The organism is Hylemonella sp. P2_B10, from assembly GCF_056404875.1.
The window spans coordinates 1,418,309-1,435,832 of sequence record NZ_JBFUDE010000001.1; the positions used below are offsets into that span (position 1 = coordinate 1,418,309).

18 protein-coding genes are annotated in these 17,524 nt (G+C 66.0%); 7 read left to right on the forward strand and 11 right to left on the reverse strand.

What is annotated here, in order from left to right:
* Positions 1 to 63: 63 nt before the first annotated feature.
* Together AC1DX2_RS06640 and AC1DX2_RS06645 are read left to right on the forward strand one after the other, a co-directional pair.
* Positions 64 to 975: a LysR family transcriptional regulator gene (locus AC1DX2_RS06640; protein ID WP_477195498.1), complete on the forward strand. Its 912-nt coding sequence runs from the start codon at positions 64 to 66 to the stop codon at positions 973 to 975.
* 133 nt (positions 976 to 1,108) lie between these two features.
* Entirely contained in the window at positions 1,109 to 2,320 is a 1,212-nt protein-coding gene (locus AC1DX2_RS06645) for an FAD-dependent oxidoreductase (protein WP_477195499.1), read from the forward strand.
* Positions 2,321 to 2,488: 168 nt separating this feature from the next.
* Here the strand turns inward: AC1DX2_RS06645 and AC1DX2_RS06650 are convergent, their stop codons facing one another.
* Positions 2,489 to 2,728, reverse strand: a complete 240-nt coding sequence (locus AC1DX2_RS06650) for an Imm32 family immunity protein (RefSeq protein ID WP_477195500.1) — start codon at positions 2,726 to 2,728, stop codon at positions 2,489 to 2,491.
* 250 nt (positions 2,729 to 2,978) lie between these two features.
* The gene (locus AC1DX2_RS06655; RefSeq protein ID WP_477195501.1) at positions 2,979 to 4,508 is read right to left on the reverse strand and encodes a serine hydrolase domain-containing protein; all 1,530 of its coding nucleotides are present in this window, start codon (positions 4,506 to 4,508) and stop codon (positions 2,979 to 2,981) included.
* A gap of 195 nt (positions 4,509 to 4,703) precedes the next feature.
* Between AC1DX2_RS06655 and AC1DX2_RS06660 the strand changes: the two genes are divergently transcribed.
* Entirely contained in the window at positions 4,704 to 5,234 is a 531-nt protein-coding gene (locus AC1DX2_RS06660) for a hypothetical protein (RefSeq protein ID WP_477195502.1), read from the forward strand.
* Between the two features lie 70 nt (positions 5,235 to 5,304).
* Here AC1DX2_RS06660 and AC1DX2_RS06665 read toward each other — a convergent pair whose 3' ends face one another.
* The 7 genes from AC1DX2_RS06665 to AC1DX2_RS06695 all read right to left on the reverse strand — a co-directional run bounded on the left by AC1DX2_RS06665 (position 5,305) and on the right by AC1DX2_RS06695 (position 11,870).
* Positions 5,305 to 6,069 (reverse strand): hypothetical protein, encoded by a 765-nt coding sequence (locus tag AC1DX2_RS06665; RefSeq protein ID WP_477195503.1) that lies wholly within the window; start codon positions 6,067 to 6,069, stop codon positions 5,305 to 5,307.
* Between the two features lie 5 nt (positions 6,070 to 6,074).
* Positions 6,075 to 6,566, reverse strand: coding sequence for a YciI family protein (locus AC1DX2_RS06670; RefSeq protein WP_477195504.1), 492 nt, complete (start codon positions 6,564 to 6,566; stop codon positions 6,075 to 6,077).
* Between the two features lie 104 nt (positions 6,567 to 6,670).
* Entirely contained in the window at positions 6,671 to 7,297 is a 627-nt protein-coding gene (locus AC1DX2_RS06675) for a peptidoglycan recognition protein family protein (RefSeq protein WP_477195505.1), read from the reverse strand.
* Positions 7,298 to 7,299: 2 nt separating this feature from the next.
* A complete protein-coding gene (locus AC1DX2_RS06680; RefSeq protein WP_477195506.1) occupies positions 7,300 to 8,904 on the reverse strand; it encodes a peptide ABC transporter substrate-binding protein in 1,605 nt (534 codons plus the stop codon).
* Between the two features lie 128 nt (positions 8,905 to 9,032).
* A complete protein-coding gene (locus AC1DX2_RS06685; RefSeq protein ID WP_477195507.1) occupies positions 9,033 to 9,575 on the reverse strand; it encodes a GNAT family N-acetyltransferase in 543 nt (180 codons plus the stop codon).
* Positions 9,572 to 10,471 carry an alpha/beta fold hydrolase gene (locus AC1DX2_RS06690; protein ID WP_477195508.1) on the reverse strand — a complete coding sequence of 300 codons (900 nt, stop codon included), beginning with the start codon at positions 10,469 to 10,471 and terminating at the stop codon, positions 9,572 to 9,574. The genes AC1DX2_RS06685 and AC1DX2_RS06690 overlap by 4 nt, the downstream gene beginning before the upstream one ends.
* Positions 10,472 to 10,520: 49 nt before the next feature.
* On the reverse strand, positions 10,521 to 11,870 hold the full coding sequence (locus AC1DX2_RS06695) for a cache domain-containing protein (RefSeq protein WP_477195509.1): 1,350 nt from the start codon (positions 11,868 to 11,870) through the stop codon (positions 10,521 to 10,523).
* A gap of 290 nt (positions 11,871 to 12,160) precedes the next feature.
* On the opposite strand from AC1DX2_RS06695, the gene AC1DX2_RS06700 reads away from it, so the two are divergent.
* From AC1DX2_RS06700 to AC1DX2_RS06710, 3 genes are read left to right on the forward strand one after another with little or no spacing between them, the layout of a single operon-like run.
* Positions 12,161 to 13,249, forward strand: coding sequence for a methionine ABC transporter ATP-binding protein (locus tag AC1DX2_RS06700; RefSeq protein WP_477195510.1), 1,089 nt, complete (start codon positions 12,161 to 12,163; stop codon positions 13,247 to 13,249).
* Entirely contained in the window at positions 13,242 to 13,907 is a 666-nt protein-coding gene (locus tag AC1DX2_RS06705; protein ID WP_477195511.1) for a methionine ABC transporter permease, read from the forward strand. The genes AC1DX2_RS06700 and AC1DX2_RS06705 overlap by 8 nt, the downstream gene beginning before the upstream one ends.
* A gap of 45 nt (positions 13,908 to 13,952) precedes the next feature.
* A complete protein-coding gene (locus AC1DX2_RS06710; protein ID WP_477195512.1) occupies positions 13,953 to 14,756 on the forward strand; it encodes a MetQ/NlpA family ABC transporter substrate-binding protein in 804 nt (267 codons plus the stop codon).
* A gap of 24 nt (positions 14,757 to 14,780) precedes the next feature.
* On the opposite strand, the gene AC1DX2_RS06715 is transcribed toward AC1DX2_RS06710, so the two are convergent.
* Both AC1DX2_RS06715 and AC1DX2_RS06720 read right to left on the reverse strand, forming a co-directional pair.
* A complete protein-coding gene (locus AC1DX2_RS06715) occupies positions 14,781 to 15,350 on the reverse strand; it encodes a VOC family protein (protein ID WP_477195513.1) in 570 nt (189 codons plus the stop codon).
* Between the two features lie 36 nt (positions 15,351 to 15,386).
* Positions 15,387 to 17,009 (reverse strand): peptide ABC transporter substrate-binding protein, encoded by a 1,623-nt coding sequence (locus tag AC1DX2_RS06720; RefSeq protein ID WP_477195514.1) that lies wholly within the window; start codon positions 17,007 to 17,009, stop codon positions 15,387 to 15,389.
* A gap of 138 nt (positions 17,010 to 17,147) precedes the next feature.
* Between AC1DX2_RS06720 and AC1DX2_RS06725 the strand changes: the two genes are divergently transcribed.
* Entirely contained in the window at positions 17,148 to 17,462 is a 315-nt protein-coding gene (locus AC1DX2_RS06725) for a hypothetical protein (protein WP_477195515.1), read from the forward strand.
* The last annotated feature ends 62 nt before the right edge of the window (positions 17,463 to 17,524 follow it).

Sequence of the window (17,524 nt, forward strand, 5' to 3'; positions counted from 1 at the left end):
CTGCGACGCAACATCACGTTGGCGTGCACCTACTGACCAGAAACCCAGCCCACGTCCACAACCATGGATCAAATCCTGTCCATGCGGGTGTTTGCCCGCGTCGTCGAAGCCGGCACCTTTACCAAGGCGGCCGAGTCCTTGGACCTGCCCAAGGGCACGGTGACCAAGCTGGTGCAGCGGCTGGAAGAGCGCCTGAAGGTGAAGCTGCTGAACCGCACCACGCGGCGCGTCATCGTCACCCCCGAGGGCGCGGCCTATTTCGAGCGCGCCACCCGCTTGCTGAACGACCTGGACGACATGGAGGCCACGCTGGGCAACGCCCACGCCAACCCCAGCGGCCGGGTGCGCATCGATGTGGGGGCGTCGGTGGCGCGGCACATCATCATCCCGGCGTTGCCCGGCTTTTACGCCCGCTACCCCGACATCCAGCTGGACCTGGGCGTGAGCGACCGGCCGGTGGACCTGATCAGCGAAAACGTGGACTGCGTGCTGCGCGCGGGCGATTTGCTGGAGCAGTCACTGGTGGCGCGGCGCATCGGCAACATGCGGCTGGTGACGCTGGCCTCCAGCGGCTATGTGAAGCGCTACGGCCTGCCCAGCCACCCCAGCGAGTTGGAGGGCGGCAAGTTTCCCACCATCAACTACTTCTCGGCCCGCACCGGCCGGCCCTACCCGCACGAATTCAACGACAAGGACGGCCAGCTGCTGGAGATCAACGGCCGCTACCAGCTGTCGGTGAACGAGAGCAATGCCCAGCTGGTGGCCCTGCTGGCCGGCCTGGGCATAGGCCAGAGCACCCGCTTTTCTGCCGCGCCCTACCTGGCCAGCGGCGAGCTGGTGGAGGTGCTGCCCGAGTGGCCGCGCGCGGCCCTGCCCATCTATGTGGTGTACCCACCCAACCGGCACCTGAGCGCCAAGGTGCGGGCTTTTGTGGACTGGGCGGCGGAGGTGATGCGGCTGCGCACGGATCTGTAGCCTGCGCTGTACGGTCAAAAATTCATCAGGATCTGATGAATTGTCATGGGCCGCATGACGGCGCGCTGGGCGCTGGCACACCGGGCGCCCTACACTGGAGAAAACATCTCCACTCCCGTCTACCCTCTTTCCCATGCAACGCCGCCATTTCCTAGCCAGCACCGGCACCTCGCTGGCCGCACTGACTGCTTCCTCTGTCCTGCCCTGGTCGAATGCGTTGGCACAAATCACCGCACCTGCGCCAGCCCCGGCCGCCAATGGCAGCGCGCCGCAGCCCAGCTTCGCCGCACGCGCGCCACTGGCCGCCGTGCTGGCGCGGCCCGAGCGCATCATCGATGTGTCGGTCTGCACCCGCCCCTTCCGCGCCCAGGGCCCGCGCATTGAGGCCCAACGCATTGGGCACAAGACCATCATCCACAACTACGGCCACGGCGGCAGCGGTTGGTCGCTGTCGTGGGGTTCGGCGCAGCTCGCGGTGCAGATGGCGCTGTCCACACGCGAGAAGCAGTTGGCGGTGATTGGCTGCGGCGCCATTGGCCTGACCACCGCGGTGGCGGCGCAGCGTGCCGGGCTGAAGGTGCGCATCTACTGCAAGGAGCGCCCGCCGGAGGTGCGCTCCAGCGCGGCCACCGGCGTGTGGTCGCCCGGCTCGCGCGTGATCGCCGCCGAGCACACCACGCCGGCCTTCGTGAAGCAGTGGGAGGGGATGGCGCGGCATTCCTTCCGCATGTACCAGAGCCTGCTGGGCCTGGCCGATCAGCCGGTGGAGTGGCACGAGGCCTTTGTTCTGTTTGACACCCAGCAGCCGGGCGACGGCCCGCCGGAGCCGCACAGCAACGAGCCCGAGTACCCGCGCCTGGCGCCGCTGCTGGGCGACCTGTACCCCGCCTCGCGCCCCATACCGCAAAGCGAGCACCCGTTCAAGGTGGGCCATGCGCGGCGCTACAACCAACTGGTGTTCAACCTGCCGGCCTATTCACGCCTGCTGATGGACGATTTTTTCCGCATGGGCGGCGAGATGGCGCAGCGCGAGTTCACCCACCCGCGCCAGTTTGCGGGCCTGCGCGAGCGCACCATCGTCAACGCCACCGGCTATGGCGCGCGTGCGCTGCTGGGCGACAACAGCGTGATCCCGGTGCGCGGCCAGACAGCGCGGCTGATCCCGCAGCCGGAGGTGACCTATGGCCTGGACTACCGGGGCCACAACGTGACCATGGTGCCGCGCCGCGATGGCCTGCTGGTGCAGGCGCAGACGCCTGGCGACTTTGGCAGCGAGGGGATTGTGGCGGACCGGGAGGCTTCGGTGGCTGCGGTGAAGCGACTCGCTGCGTTGTTCGAGGGCTGAGTCTTCCGATCACTGCGGGGCTGCGTGGTCTGCTGACTGCCGACGCCACTGGTGCGCGTGGCTACGCGAATGTCCCCCGGGCCTGCGGCCCTCCTCCTTGATTCCGCTCCGCCACACGCCCCAGCGACATCGGGTCAGTTGGCAAGCGTGACGCCGGGTTGTGAGGCTTCAGTGGCTCAACCTAACGACCACAAAATGCGGTGACTGCCGGAACTCTTTCATCCGATCTGACAGATGAACGTGGTCGTACTTCTCGCCCATGCGATCCATTTCGGCCGCACAGAAGAGCAGGAATTCGGCCATACAACGCAACTCGGCAGGAGAGGCTTTGAGGGTCACTTCAGCAAGGCTCTCTGGAACAACCTCTTCACTCGGCAATCCTCGATCTGCATAGCCAGATATCTTCATCGCTACACCTTAATTTTGTTGATTGAAGGACGACGTCTTTCGTCACGCGGGCGCCCCACAAACGCAGGATCACGTCGATGCGGCATTCGGCGCAGCGGCATCAAGGAGGAGCGCCGAAGGCCCGGGGCTGAAGCCCGCGGCTCACGGCCTGCCTGCGCAGGCCGGGACGGGCTGAAGAGCCATGGCCTCTGGCCATCGGCCTGTCCAGCCGCGGAGCCGAGTGCCGTGTCGGCCTGATCCTTGCCAACCATCACGGCGTGCGCGGCCTTGACAACCGCAGCGCCTGAATGCGCGGTGGCGACGTAGGCGCCAGCAGCAAGCTGCCATTCAACTTGCCTTGCGCGCAGGTCCAGCTGAACTGCCCGGTGTGCGCCCCGCCAGGGGTGATGGGTGCAGAGGTATCGCACTCCCCCACCTGTGCCTTCAACGCAGCGATGTCGCGCGCCCAACCAGCTGCATCGCGGTCCAGCAGCATGTTCATGGCCAGCACGTCGCCGCCGGCGTGGATGTCGCCCTTGGCGTAGATGGCGCCAGCGGCGCGGTAGGCAGCGGCCAGTTCGGGGCTCAGCGGCACGGCGGCGTCTTTCATCAGGCCGGCTTTCTTCAGCAGCGGGAAGGCCTCCAGCACCTGCCGCGCGGGGGCAGCATAGGTGCGGTTGGCAAAGGCGAACACGCCGACGCCACTGGCCGGGTGAAGCACCATGAAGGAGCCGTAACCGGGGTAGCCGCCGCCGTGTGACAGGATGCGGCCCAATTCGCAGTCGATCGTCACGCCCAGCCCCATGCCGTAGGTGCTGGCGCGGGCGCAGTTGGCGGGCGGCGACGGGGGTTGCAGCGCCGGGAAGTTGGAGCCCTGCGCCATCTCGCGCACGGTGGCGCGGCGCACCGGGCCGGTGTCTGCCTCATCGCGCGCCGGCCAGGCCGACAGCAAAAAGGCCATCCACTTCGCGTAATCATTGGCGCTGGTCTGCACACCGCCCATGGCACCGAAGGCGCCGTGCGCCATGGTCTCGACCTGGGTGTGCTTGTCGTCTTGCCAGGTGTAGCCCTGGGCGCGGCGCTCGGCCGGCGCACTGGCGGCGAAGAAGGTGCTGGAGCCCATGCCCAGCGGCTGCAACAGCGTCTTCGCAATGGTGTCGGCATACGGCTGGCCCGACACATTGCCGATGATGCGGCCCAGGATGGCGTAACCCAGGTTGGAATACTCCATGCTCAGCTCGGGCGTGCGGGTGAAGGGCACGCCATCGCGCAGGAACTTGCTGAACTCGGCCTCAATCATGGGCGTCTGCCGGTCGCCCCAGGGATCGTCGGTGACGAAGCCGCCGGTGTGGTTCAGCAGGTCGCGCACGCGTATGCGCGGAGCGTCCAGCGTGGGGTACTTCCAGCCGCGCATCTCGGGCACATGGGTTTCGGCCAGGTCGTCCAGGCGCAGCTTGCCGTCGTCGCGCAGCTTCAGAATGGTCAGCGCTGTGAAGGCCTTGGTCATGGAGGCGATGCGAAACAGGCTGTCGGCCGTCACCGGGCGTTTGCTGTCCAGGTCTTGCACGCCCACGCCGTGCACGTGCACCAGCTTGCCACCCACCACCACGCCCAGCACCAAGCCTGGGATGTGGGCGGCCTTGGCTTGCGCTTCAAACAACTGGTTGATGTCGGCGAAGGCTTGGGCCTGGGTGTAGGGTGCGGCGGGGGTGCTGGCAGCAGTGGCAGGTGCGTCGACGGCTATGGCCGGGATGGCAATGCCGCAAAGGGCCGCAAAAAGGGCGGCGCGGGCCTTCAACATGGATACCTCTTGAACGCAATGGAACAGCGGATGAGTATCGCACCGGCGCAGGGACCATCAGACAACGACATTGTCAAGAGGCTGGGGTCACATCGCGCTCGGGCAGCCCGCCATACCATTCACTGCGGCCCTCCGAAGCGCTGGCCAGTGGTTACAGGGGTTGCGCGGCAGGCAGTTGCACGACTTGCGGGGAACATGATGGCAGCACAAACATACAACATCGTCGGCTTTCCAATTGAGTGGATGTGCGTGGGCCTGTTCGGGCGCGGGCCTGAGTACATCAGCTTTCAGGCTCAGCTCAACTACCTCGGAAAGGACAACGGCAATTTGGTCAACTACGCGAACATGGTTGTCTCCAGTGCATTTGGAACGACACCGGATGCCCAACTCGCATCCACGGCACTCAGCAACATGCTGGGCTCAAGCCCTTTGAACAGCCGCGAACTGAACAATCTCGTGACGAATTTGCTGGCCGACAACCCCCAGAACCGGGGCGTCGTGATTTGTCAGCTGGGGTATCTGCTGTCAGGCATGGCGACCGAGTTGCACGATGAAGTTTCCCAGAACGCGGCGTCTGCCTGGAACGCGCGAATTCAGTACGCCTGGGAGCATTCCATCGATCCGAATTTCCACTACCCCATTGCACAGTCTCTTGATGGCGGTTTTGACAAACAAGTGGTGTTGGCGGGCCATGCCACACCAGAATATGCATTTGCGTTGACCTGATTCCCGCTCATCCGCTGGCCAGGGGCTTCAGCGGCAAGTGCCAGCGGGGCAGAACGGCATGGCTTGCCTTCTAGGCCACCTCCAACGCCCGCATCGTCTCCCAAAACCACGCCTGCGCCTCGATATGCTTGCGCTCCATGTCCGCCAGGTCGGTGATGAACGACAGCCGCTCTATTCGCGCGCCCACGTCCGCCGGCAAGTCACGCGCCAGATAGCGCACGCTGAACATGCGTCGCTGCGGGCAGTGCAGCAGGCGCAGCGCCTCGATCAGCGGGCGCACCGTCATGGCCTGGTAGAAATGCAGCGCCTCCACCGCGCGGCCGCGCAGGCGCTCTTTGGTGGGGATGTGCTGGAACATCGCAAACGCCGCGCGCAGCGGCGCGATGCGGGCTTGTGCGGCGGCGGCATCCTTGGCCGCGTCCAAGTGCCGCGCCACCAGGATACCGGTCTTGTCGAACCAGGTCGTGCCTTCGCCGTGCAACTCCACCTCGCGAAACATCAGCGGGTCACTGGCGCGCATCACCACGTAGTCCACCACCAGGAATTCGCCCGCGTCCCGCAGCTGGTAGAACTTCTGCCTGTAGCCGGGCGCGGGTGGCACGTCGTACACCAGTGAAATGGGCGACAGGGTTTGCAGTGCCTGCTCGGCTATTGCGAAGGCGGCGTCCACCGCGTCATCGTCGGCCACCACCACGGCGTCCACGTCTGAATAGGGGTCCAGCGCCTTGAAGGCGGCGCTGCCGCCCTCCCAGGCGGCATGGATGCGCGCGTCGGCCGCCAGTGCGGCCTGCAGCGTGGCGATGATGGGCTGGCGCTGCAGCGTGGGCGGGGCCATTGCCGTCAGAATGTCTTTTTCTGCAGCTTGGCGTGCAGGTCGTTCAGCAGCACCAGCGCCGCCGTGCCGTAGTACTTGTGGTACTCGGCCACCATCTCGCCCTGGATGATGACGGGGTCGGTGGCCACATAGGTCTTGGCCTCGTCGATGCTGGCGGCGGCAAACACGAACAGGCCGCGCCAGCCGTCCACACCGTCCAGCGGGCCGGCCTGCACCAGCTTGCCCTCATCAGCCAGGCGCTTCATGTTGGCGAAGTGGCCCTTGAACATGTCGTCGCGCGCCGGGCCGGCGGGCACCTTGGTGGGGCCGGTCTTCAGGATCACCAGCACATAGCTCTTCATGCCGCGCTCGTCCGCGCCGACGGACTTGGCCAGGGCTTCGTCGTACTTGGAGGCCGGGGCAGGCGAAGCAGGCGCTGAGGTCTGGGCCTGGGCGGTGGCGGCGGTCAGGCAGGCGGCCAGCAGTGCGGCGGCCAGCGGGGCGAAGGGTTTGCGCATGGGGTGTCTCCTTTGCCCGGCATTGTGCTTCAAGCTGCCGGCCATGCCCAGTGCGCGGGGACCAACTGCGGTTTGACGGGTGTGAGCGGCGACTTGGCAGGCCCTCAGGCGGCCCAGCCGCCCACCTGCGCGATCTGCCGGCGCATCTCGCCCCAGCGCTTCATCAGGTTCTCGCCCGGGCACACGGTCTGGGTGGAATAGTCCAGGTGCACGCCCAGCTCGCGCGGCGTCATGCCGTGCGTGCGCAGCAGGTGCACCAGCAGCCGCACCGTGCCGTCCCACTGCGCCCGGGTGGGCTGCTGCACCTCGAAGTTGCCCAGCAGCATCACCAGCAGGTGGCCAGTGGGGTTGTACTCGGTGTTGGTCTCGCCGGCCAGTTCGGGCGGCCGCGCGGCATACACCTGGCCGTCGGGCGCCACCACGTAGTGGTAGGGAATGTCCTGCCACTTGCGGGTGTTGCGCGACCAGGTCTGCAGCTTGCGCAGGTAGGCCGGCACGTCGGTGTTGCTGGCGAAAAGCTCACCCTGGTGGTGCACGGTGAGATGCGTGATGCGCTGCGGCTGCGCCGGCCATGGCACCGGCTGGCCGCCCCAGGCGGCGACGGGAACGATGGTGGGCGGCTGGGCCAGCGTGGGGTCGCTGGCGCAGCTGGCCAGCATCAGCCCCAGCGGCGCGGCGGTCAGCGCCCGCAGCGCGCGCCGGCGATCAGACAAAGCCGTGTGCAACAGCATGTTCAGTGCTTGATGATGTACAGGTCGCGGCTGCGAAACCGCGCCAGCGCATTGCTCTCGTTGTACCCGCCCACATAGCTCTTCACCAGCCGCGGCAGCGTGTTTTGCAGCAGCGGCAGGAAGGGGTAGTCCTCCATCACCTGCTTGGCCGCTTGCGTCAGCATGGTCTTGCGCTGGGCCGGGTCGGCCTGCTGGTTGCCCTGGGCCACCAGCTCGTCGGCCTTCAGATTGCAGTTCTTGTTGAAGTTCTGGTCGTCACCGCACTGCACCAGTGAGTAGAACGAGGTGGCGTCATTAAAGTCGGCGTACCAACCGTAGCGGGCGATCTGGTAGTCGCCGTCGTGCATCTTCTTCACCAGCACCTTCAGCTCCATGTTCTCCATGGACACCTCCAAGCCCAGCTTGGTCTTCCACTCCGAGGCGATGAAGATGGCCATGCGCTTGTGGTAGTCGCTGGTGTTGTAGCTCAGGCGCAGCTTGGTACCTGCTGGCACATTGGCAGCGGCCAGCAGCTTCTTGGCCTCGGCCACACGCTGCGCCATGGGCCAGGCGGCCCAGTCGTAATTGACCACGTCGGCGCCCGCCAGGCCCTTGACCACCAGGCCATACAGCGGCAGTTGGCCGTCGGCCGTCACCTTACTAGCCAGGATGTCGCGGTCTATCACCATGCTCAAGGCCTTGCGCACCCGCACGTCCTTCAACAGCGGGTCGGCATTGTTCATCGGGTAAAAGCGATTGGCCACCAGCGGGTTGTTGCGTATCTCTTTCGGGTAGGCGGCCCTCATGGCCTCATATGTCCCGGGCGGCAACTGCTGCACCCAATCGGTCTCGCCAGACTGGAACATCTTCACATCCGCGTTCACGTCCTCAATGGGCCGGTAGGTCACCTTGGTCAGGTGCACGGCGGCGGCGTCCCAGTATTTGCTGTTTTTCTCCAGCACGATGCGGCTGTTGACCTGCCACTCCTTCAGCACATAGGCGCCATTGCCCACCATGTTGCCGGGCTTGACCCAGTCCTTGCCGGCCTTTTCCACCGACGCCTTGTGAAGCGGGCAGAACTGCGGGTTGGCCACCAGCCCGGGCATGAAGGGTACCGGCACGGCGGTGCGCACCTCCAGCGTGTAGGCGTCCAGCGCGCGCACGCCCAGCTCACTGGGCGGCTTCTTGCCAGCGGCCACGGCGTTGCCGTTGTCAATGAACTGGCCAAACGTGGTGGCATAGACCGAGGCCGTCTTCGGGTCCACAAAACGCTGCCAGGCGTAGACAAAGTCTTGCGCCGTCACCGCATCGCCATTGGAAAATTTCGCATCCTTGCGCAGGGTGAACACCCAGGTCTTGGGGCTGGTCTGCTTCCAGCTGGTGGCCACGCCGGGCACGATCCGGCCGGCGTTGTCGGTGGCCGTCAGCCCCTCGAACAGGTCCAGCACGATGGCGGCCGAGTTGATGGTCTCGGACTGCGCCGGGTCCATGGACTCGGGCTCGGTGCCGTTGGAGCGCACCAGCTCCTGTTTGGTGTGCAGTTGCACGCCAGGGGGCAATGCACTGCCCTGCGCCCAGGCCACGCCAAGCGTGGCGCAGAGGATGGCGGCGGAGAAAATCTGTTTCATGGCAATGCCCAGGTGAACGCGTTGCGCCAGCTGACCCGCAGCCGACTCCAGGCGCAAACTATAGGGCATGTGGTGGCAAGCCACAGCCTACAAATACGTGCAAATGCCCCCAAGCACGCAACACCAGGCTAGCGGCAGCGCGCGTAAAGGTAGCAGGCACGCGGCTCGGGTGACACATTCGGATGCACGGTGTGCCGCGCCAGCCGCCCCTCCCGCACAAACCCGGCTTTCTCCAGCGTGCGCTGCGAACCCACGTTCTCCACATCACACGTCGCCTGCACGCGAAAGATGGCCGGCAGCCCCAGCGCAACGCCGGCCAGCGCCTGCACCGCCTCGGGCATCAGCCCCTGGCCCCAATGGGCGCGCGCCAGCACATAACCCAGGTCAATGGTGTGCGAACTGGGAAAGCGCACTTCCAGCATGCCCAGCGGCGTGTCGTCGGTGAGCGTGGTCAGCACATAGGGCAGGCGGTCGCCGCGCTGCCAGGCGGCCACGCAGGAGGCGAGGAAGGCGCGCGTGTCGTCCTCTTTCACGTGGGGCGTCCACACCATGTAGCGGCACACCTCGGGGTCTTGCGTGTAGGCGACAAAAATCGCGCTGGCATCGTCCACGCGCGGGGCGCGCAGACGCAGGCGCGGGGTGGCCAGGGTGGGTGGCAGCGTGGAGGTCACACCCGCTCTTCCCGCCGTTCGCCTCCGCGCTCGTCCCGCCGCTCATACTGCGGCTCCTCCGCCACCTCAGGCTCAGGCACCGGTGTGGCCAGAAACTCCAGCAGAAACGGCAGCAGCCCGCTGTCCGGGTGCAGCATGCCGCCGTGGCCCACGCCGGGCAGCTCCAGGTAATGCTGGGGCTTCAGGCGGGCGCGGGTGTAGCTGTTGGAGTCGGCGTTGATATCCTCATCCGCCGTGCCCCATGCCAGCGCGGTGGGCACGCCGCTGGCGGCCACGGCCTCATAGGCGGCGCCATATGGGTCCATGCCGTTGCCGCGCATCAGCGACAGAAAAGCGCGACAGAACTCCGAGCGCGCGGCCTGGTTGTCGAACTGGCGCTTGCAGTCCTCCGGCAGCCCGGCGGCCGTCAACAGCTTGGCGGCGCGCACGCGCAGCGCCTGCCTGACCTTGAGGCGCATGATCAGGTCGCCCAACAAGGGCACGCGCAGCCGGGGCCGCGGATCGGCGTCGGGCGCCACGCGGGCGAAGGGCGAGACCAGGGCCAAGCGCGCCACATGCGGCGCATAGCGCGAGGTGAACAGCGCCGCCATGGCGCCGCCGAAGGAGAAGCCCACCAGGTTGATCTTTTCGCGCTCGCCCACCAGCGCGTCCAACAGGTTGGTGAGCTGGCTCATCAGCAGGTTGCGGTCGTAATCGGTGTTGGGGTAGGCAGATTCGCCCCGGCCATAGACGTCGTAGCGCAGCACGCGGTAGCCGGCCTGCACAAGGCGCGGGGCGATCAGGTCCCAGCTGTACATGGGGATGGAGATGCCGTGCACCAGCACCACCAGCGGTGCACCCTCGGGGCCAGCCAGCTCGTAATGGGTGGTGTTGCCGTCGCGCAGGCGGATGAACATGACAGGGGCTTTCTCGCGGGTGTTTTTGTGTGCGGTTGCAGGCGCAAGCTTACACGGCGGTGCGCTGTGGCCGCGATCCTGCCGCGTCGTCCGGTGCGTCATACGGTGAGTCGTCCGGGTGCGCGCCTGGGTCGATGTGCCGGCCGCGCCGCGCCGGCAGTGCCTCCAGCAGCTTGGCGCGCATGGTCTCCAGCGTCTGCGCCAGCGCCGAGATTTCCGCCACGGGCGACCACACCAGGCTCTGGTTGAACGGCCGCTCCAGCTCCATGCGGCCCACGCGCTCGCTCTCTTTCGTCAGCGCCTGCAAGGGGCGCGCGAACTCCTTGGCCAGCTTCACCGCCATGAAGCTGCCACCCACCAGGGCCAGCAGCACGATCAGCAGCACCGCGCCCAGCTCCTTCCAGCCGACAGGGACGAACTCGCTGCGCGCAGCAAACACCGCCAGCCAGACCGGTGTGGCGCTCAGTTTCGCCGGCACGAACAGGCTTTGCCATTGCGTCAGCCCCTGCCAGTAGCCGGCCAACTGGCCGCCGGGCCGGCCATCGGCCTGCCATTGGCTGACGCCCTTGTCCACCAGCGCCAAGCCGGCCGCCTGGGGCGTTTTCAGCACCGCGGCCTTCAGCGCGGCATCGCCCTGCAACTGCTCGCTGCGCGGCAGCGCCACCAGTTCACCCTTGTCGTTGACGATGGCGGCCACCCCGGTCTGGCCCAAGGCCAGGCCCGAGGTGAAACGCGACAGGTCCAGCAGCCGCACGTCCATGCCCAGCACATAGCGGCGGCCGTCGGCACCGGTGAAGCGCAGCGACGCGGTGATGCCCGGCTCCTTCAGTGTGAAAAACTCGTAAGGCGCGGTCCAGAACACCTGGCGCTCGTCGGCCAGCGCCAGCGCGCCCTTGTGCCAGGGGCGGGTGCGGGCGTCATAGGGCTGCTCCAACGCCTCAGCACCCACTGGCTGGCGCTGCGCGTTCCAGCGTATCCAGAAGCTGGTCTTTCCCAGGTTCTCCGGGTCGCTGACGCGGTTGCGCCAACCGCCGTCGGGCTCGCGGAACAGGATCACCTCGCGCCCCGCGTCGTCGGCCAGGAACACCGCCGACAGCTCGGCATTGTTGGCCAGCTGGGCCTGGAAGAAGGCGTTGAACTCGGGCAGAGTGTCGGCGCTGAGCTGGCTGGCCAGCGCGAAATCGCGCCCGGTGCGCAGCCGCGTCTCCACGCCCTGCAGCAGGCGCTCCAGCCGCGCCTCCACCTGCTGGGCCATCAACCCCATCTGTGCGCGGGCCGAGTTGTCCACCGCCGGGCGCACGATCAGCAGGAACAGCGTCGCCGTGAACAGCAGCAGCGAAACCAGTATCAGCGCGCGCACGCGGCCCACCAGCACGGCTGCGAAAGTCTTCTTGTCCATGGGCCTGCCCTCCCTGGGATGTGTGGGTGTGGGGCTAATGTAAACGCTGGCAACGCTTTTGAGGGGCTTTGCGGCGCCCCTTAGAAGCCCTGGTTATAAGAATCTAAAATTAAATTCGTTCGTTTTTCACGCGCCGCCTTGCACAATGCGCTGCACAACAAGTACTTCACTCGCTACTCCGCCTGCTGCCGCCCCGCGCGGCGCAAGGGCCCGTTCACCACATGTTTGTAGATCCCCAGTCCCCCACGGCGCCAGCACACCCCGACCGCCCCGCCGCATTGGAGGCGCCCATGATTGAGCTGCAAGGCGTCACGCAAAGCTACCCCGGCCGCGACGGCCCGGTGGTGGCGCTGCATGCGTTTGACTTGCAGGTGCAAAAGGGCGAGGTCTTCGGCGTCATCGGCAAGAGCGGGGCCGGCAAAAGCTCGCTGGTGCGCACCATCAACCTGCTGAACCGCCCCAGCGCCGGCAAGGTGCTGGTGGGCGGCGAAGACCTGACGGCCATGAACACCGAGCAGCTGCGCGAGGCGCGCCGCCACATCGGCCTGATCTTCCAGCATTTCAACCTGCTGTCCTCGCGCACGGTGTATGGCAATGTGGCCTTGCCGCTGGAACTGGCCGGCGTGCCGGCGGCCGACATCAAGACCAAGGTGGATTCGCTGCTGGAGCTGGTGGGCCTGAGCGCCTTGCGCGACCGCTACCCGGCGCAGATCAGCGGTGGACAGAAGCAGCGTGTGGGCATTGCCCGCGCACTGGCCAACGAGCCCAAGGTGCTGCTGTGCGACGAGGCCACCTCGGCGCTGGACCCGGAAACCACGCGCGCCATCCTGGCGCTGTTGCGGCAAATCAACCGCGACATGGGGCTGACCGTTGTGCTGATCACGCACCAGATGCAGGTCATCAAGCAGATTGCCGACCGCGTGGCCGTGCTGGACGCCGGCCGCCTGGTGGAGCTGGGCACGGTGCTGCAGGTGTTCACCCACCCGCAACAACCCATCACCCGCAGCCTGATTGACGACGTGATGCCGCAGACGCTGCCCGACAGCATTCTGGAGCGCCTGCGCGCGCTGCAGGCGGCGGACGTGGCGCAGGGCCGCGTGCCCGGACGCCTGCTGCGCCTGGTGTTTGCGGGTGACGAAGCAGGCGACCCCTTCTTCACCGAGCTGGTGCGCCGCTTCGGGCTGGAGGTGAACATCCTGCACGGCCAGCTGGACGAGATCCAGGGCCGGCCGTTCGGCACGCTGGCGCTGTTCGCCCGTGGCGAGGCGGCGCAGCTGGAGGCGGCGGTGGCGCACCTGCGCGCAGCCGGTGTGCACGTGAATGAAGTGAACGGCAACACATTAGCCACTCCCACCCACACCGAGGCCACCCATGTTTGACGTCTTCACGCCCCAACTGCTGGAACTGTTCGCCACCTCGCTGGGCGAAACGCTGGTGATGGTGGGCATAGCCGGCGCCATCGGCACGCTGCTGGGCCTGCCGCTGGGCATCTACCTGCGCCTGTCAGACACCGGTGGTGTGCTGGCCAACCCGGTGGCCAACAAAGTCATTGGCGTGCTGGTGAACGCAGTGCGCTCCACACCCTTCATCATCTTGCTGGTGGCCATCATCCCGTTCACGCGCTTCATCGCCGGCTCGTCCATCGGCACGCTGGCCGCCGTGGTGCCGCTGACCATTGCTTCTGCCCCCTTTGTCGCCCGGCTGGTGGAGACCGCGCTGCGCGAGGTCGACCACGGCCTGGTGGAGGCCGCCCAGGCCATGGGCGCCACGACAGGGCAGATTGTGTGGAAGGTGCTGCTGCCCGAGGCGCTGCCCGGCATCGTGGCCGGCGTCACCATCACGCTGGTCAGCCTGACTGGCTACTCGGCCATGGCCGGCGCCATTGGCGGCGGCGGCCTGGGCGACCTGGGCATCCGCTACGGCTACCAGCGCTTCCTGCCCGAGGTGATGCTGGCCGTGGTGCTGGTGCTGATCGCCTTTGTGCAGGCGCTGCAAAGCCTGGGCGACTGGGCGGTGCGGCGGCTGAGCCACCGGTAAGTTTTTTTCTCTGCTGTTTTTTTCATAACTCATAAGGACCTTCTCATGCAACGTCGCACATTCACCGCTGCCGCTACCGCACTCACCCTGGCGCTGGGCCTGACGGCCGGCACAGCTTTCGCCCAAGACACCAAGACCTACAAGATCGGCGTCACCGGCGGCCCGCACGCGCAGATTCTGGAGCAGGTGAAAAAGGTCGCCGAGAAGGATGGCCTGAAGATCCAGGTGGTGGAGTTCAGCGACTACGTGCAGCCCAACGCTGCACTGTCCGCCGGCGACCTGGACGGCAACAGCTACCAGCACAAGCCCTACCTGGACAACCAGATCAAGGACCGCGGCTACAAGTTCGCCGCTGTCGGCTACACCGTCAACTTCCCCATCGGCATCTACTCCAAGAAGGTGAAGAGCCTGGGCGAGCTGAAGGAAGGCGCACGCTTCGGCCTGCCCAATGACCCCACCAATGGCGGCCGCGTGTTGCTGGTGCTGCAGGACAAGGGCCTGATCAAGCTCAAGCCCGAAGCCGGCCTGAAGGCCACGCCGCTGGACGTGGTGGACAACCCGAAGAAGATCAAGTTCATCGAGATCGACGCGGCGCAGTTGCCCCGTTCGCTGGAGGACCTGGACGCCGCCGCCATCAACACCAACTACGCGCTGTCAGCCGGCTTGAGCCCCGCCAAGGACGCCATCGCCCAGGAAGCCGCCAAGAGCCCTTACGTGAACCTGATCGCCGTGCGCGAGGCCGACAAGGACAAGCCCTGGGTGGCCAAGTTGGTGAAGGCCTACCACTCGGAAGAGATCCGCAAGTTCATCCAGACCGAGTTCAAGGGCGCGGTGCTGGCCGGGTTCTGAACGAGCGCCGGGCGTATCCAGTATCTATTGCGCCGGCGCTGACGCGCCCGCGTGCGGCTGGTATTTCAAGGTGTTGCTGGCCTGACGCGACGAGAAGTGCGCCACCAGCACGATGGCCATCAGCGTCAGCACCACGGCGGCAATGATCAGCAGCACGCGGTTCTCGCGCCGGCCCTGCTGGCGCTCGCTCTCGCGGTGGTGGTCCAGCTGCTGGCGCACGGCCTTCAGCGCCGTGGCAGCCTTCTTCACCGTCTGCTCGCGCGCCAGTTGCTCGGCTGACAGTTGGCGCAGCAGGAAGCGGTTGCCAAACGGGTCGGTGATCACACTGCCGTCCACACCGGCGACGGGAGCTTCCACAGCCATGCCGCGCACGCGTGCCAGCGTGGCGGACACGTCGCTGTCGGACAGCTCCAGCAAGGGGCCGCCGCCCTCGGGTGGCCGGCCCTGGGTGATGACGATGGCCATGTTGCCGAAGACGTAACGCAGGCAGTCCACCTCGTCGTCGGCCTTCAGCCCGAAGGCCTCCGCATACCAGGCCTTGGCGCGCGCCAGGTCATGGGCCTTCAGGTGGATGGCGCTGGGGAATTTGACCATGGACGCTTGCCCTTCGCTTGGTGTTCGGCTGCTGTGTCAGTGCTTCAGGATGTACAAATCCTTGTCGCGGTAACGGTCCATGGGGTTGGTGTTGCTGTAGCCCCCCACATACGGTTTCACCAGGCGCGGCACGGTGTATTGCAGCAGCGGCAGCAGCGGGTAGTCGTCCATCACCATCTTCACCGCCTGCGTCATCAACGCTTTGCGCTTGACCGGGTCCAGCTGGGCATTGGCCTGCTCCACCAGCGCATCGGCCTGCTTGTTGCAGTTCTTGTTGTCGTTCTGGTCGGCGCCGCACTGCACGATGCTGTAGAAGGTGGTGGCGTCGTTGTAGTCGGCATACCAGCCGGCGCGCGCGATCTGGAACTCGGCGTCGTGCCGGCGCTTCAGCAGCACCTTGAACTCCATGTTCTCCAGCTCGGTCTCCAGCCCCAGCTTGGTCTTCCACTCGGCGGCGGCGAAGATGGCCATTTTCTTGTGGTAGACGTCGGTGTTGTAGGCAAACTTGACCTTGGTGCCCGGCTTCACACCGGCTTCGGCCAGCAGCTTTTTCGCCTCAGCCACCTTCTTGTCCATGGGCCAGCGCGCCCAGTCGTACTCAGTCACGTCAGAGCCGGCCACGCCTTTGACAATCAGCCCATAGGCCGGTATCTGCCCGTCAGCGGTGATCTTGGCCGCCAGGATGTCGCGGTCTATCACCATGCTGAGCGCCTTGCGCACGCGCACATCCTTCAGCAGCGGGTCGTTGTTGTTGAAGGCATAGGCGCGCAGGCCCAGGATGGGCGTGTTGCGCAGATCCTGCGGGTGGCTGGCCTTGAACTGGTCGTAGCTGCTGGGCGGCAACGTGTAGACCCAGTCGTGCTCGCCAGACTGGTAGAGCTTGATGTCGGCGTTGGCGTCTTCCACCGGCAGCATGGTCACCTTGGTGAGCGTGACGTTCTTGGCGTCCCAATATTTGGCGTTTTTCTCCAGCACGATCTTGCTGTTGACCTGCCACTCCTTCAGCACAAAGGCGCCGTTGCCAACGAAGTTGACGGGCTTGACCCAGTCCTTGCCGAACTTGTCCACCGTGGCCTTGTGCACCGGTGCAAACTGGTTGTTGGACAGCATGTCGGGCAAAAAGGCCACTGGCGTGGCCGTCTTCACCTCCAGCGTCAGCTTGTCAACCGCCTTGACGCCCAACTCGGCAGGCGGCTTCTTGCCATTGGCAATGTCCAGCCCGCCCGCGAAGAACACGCCATAGGTGGTGGCGTAAGTGCTGGCCTGCTTGGGCGAGAAGAAGCGTTGCCAGGCGTAGACAAAGTCTTGCGCGGTGATGGGCTCGCCATTGGAAAACGTGGCGCCGGCGCGCAGCTTGAACACCCAGGTGGTCGGGTTCACCTGCTTCCAGCTCTCAGCCACGCCGGGCACGATGCGGCCGGTGTTGTCAGCCGCAGTCAGCCCCTCGTACAGGTCACGCGCAATGTTGCTGGCCGGAACGCCCTCCACATTGGCCGGGTCCAGCGACTCGGGCTCGGAGGCGTTGTTGCGGATCAGCTCCTGCTTGGCATGCAGCGCAGTGCCGGCGGGTGGCGCGGCGTGGGCGCTTGCCAACAGGGCCGCGAAGGCCAAGGCGCTGATGGCGCCCAGGCTGGCCGGCAATTGACGCGATTGGGTCATTGGGGGTCTCCTTCAGCGGCACTATAGGACATTTGCCGGCGCACCAGTCAGGGCATCCCCGCTCTTGAAATTGCCGCCCTTGAAATACGCCATCCCGCAACGACCTGTGCTGGACAACAACACAGGCTCTCGCGACTCATGACCCCACAGCAAACCGCCATCGTCGATCGCCTGAAAGCTGGCCAGCAGCCGTTGGAAATCTGCCAGGAACTGGGCTGCAGCATGGCGGAAGTCACCGTGCTGGCGGGCAAGTACAAGCTGGGGCCGCGCCTGACGCCTGCAGACGCGCGCCGACGCGCTGCCGACAGGCAGTACCACGTGACCACGGTGCTGGACCGCGCCAGCAGCGATCGGCTGCTGCGCCCGCTACCGCCCAGCTTCGAGACGACGGGGCCGGATGGAAAACGGATAGTGCTGTCGATGCCGCCGCAGCCCTCGGATCCCAAACAGTGAACGCAGAGCCAGCCAACCCTGCTGCCGGCGTCGGCAACCGCTAACCTGCAATTCCTGACGCT

Excerpts from the sequence above, each read along its gene's own strand:
- AC1DX2_RS06680 (WP_477195506.1), bottom strand. The coding sequence starts at position 8,904 with ATGAAACAGATTTTCTCCGCCGCCATCCTCTGCGCCACGCTTGGCGTG.
- AC1DX2_RS06640 (WP_477195498.1), top strand. The coding sequence starts at position 64 with ATGGATCAAATCCTGTCCATGCGGGTGTTTGCCCGCGTCGTCGAAGCC.
- AC1DX2_RS06660 (WP_477195502.1), top strand. The coding sequence starts at position 4,704 with ATGATGGCAGCACAAACATACAACATCGTCGGCTTTCCAATTGAGTGG.
- AC1DX2_RS06650 (WP_477195500.1), bottom strand. The coding sequence starts at position 2,728 with ATGAAGATATCTGGCTATGCAGATCGAGGATTGCCGAGTGAAGAGGTT.
- AC1DX2_RS06725 (WP_477195515.1), top strand. The coding sequence starts at position 17,148 with ATGACCCCACAGCAAACCGCCATCGTCGATCGCCTGAAAGCTGGCCAG.
- AC1DX2_RS06675 (WP_477195505.1), bottom strand. The coding sequence starts at position 7,297 with ATGCTGTTGCACACGGCTTTGTCTGATCGCCGGCGCGCGCTGCGGGCG.
- AC1DX2_RS06670 (WP_477195504.1), bottom strand. The coding sequence starts at position 6,566 with ATGCGCAAACCCTTCGCCCCGCTGGCCGCCGCACTGCTGGCCGCCTGC.
- AC1DX2_RS06705 (WP_477195511.1), top strand. The coding sequence starts at position 13,242 with ATGTTTGACGTCTTCACGCCCCAACTGCTGGAACTGTTCGCCACCTCG.
- AC1DX2_RS06665 (WP_477195503.1), bottom strand. The coding sequence starts at position 6,069 with ATGGCCCCGCCCACGCTGCAGCGCCAGCCCATCATCGCCACGCTGCAG.
- AC1DX2_RS06690 (WP_477195508.1), bottom strand. The coding sequence starts at position 10,471 with ATGTTCATCCGCCTGCGCGACGGCAACACCACCCATTACGAGCTGGCT.
- AC1DX2_RS06645 (WP_477195499.1), top strand. The coding sequence starts at position 1,109 with ATGCAACGCCGCCATTTCCTAGCCAGCACCGGCACCTCGCTGGCCGCA.
- AC1DX2_RS06720 (WP_477195514.1), bottom strand. The coding sequence starts at position 17,009 with ATGACCCAATCGCGTCAATTGCCGGCCAGCCTGGGCGCCATCAGCGCC.
- AC1DX2_RS06715 (WP_477195513.1), bottom strand. The coding sequence starts at position 15,350 with ATGGTCAAATTCCCCAGCGCCATCCACCTGAAGGCCCATGACCTGGCG.
- AC1DX2_RS06700 (WP_477195510.1), top strand. The coding sequence starts at position 12,161 with ATGATTGAGCTGCAAGGCGTCACGCAAAGCTACCCCGGCCGCGACGGC.
- AC1DX2_RS06655 (WP_477195501.1), bottom strand. The coding sequence starts at position 4,508 with ATGTTGAAGGCCCGCGCCGCCCTTTTTGCGGCCCTTTGCGGCATTGCC.
- AC1DX2_RS06710 (WP_477195512.1), top strand. The coding sequence starts at position 13,953 with ATGCAACGTCGCACATTCACCGCTGCCGCTACCGCACTCACCCTGGCG.
- AC1DX2_RS06695 (WP_477195509.1), bottom strand. The coding sequence starts at position 11,870 with ATGGACAAGAAGACTTTCGCAGCCGTGCTGGTGGGCCGCGTGCGCGCG.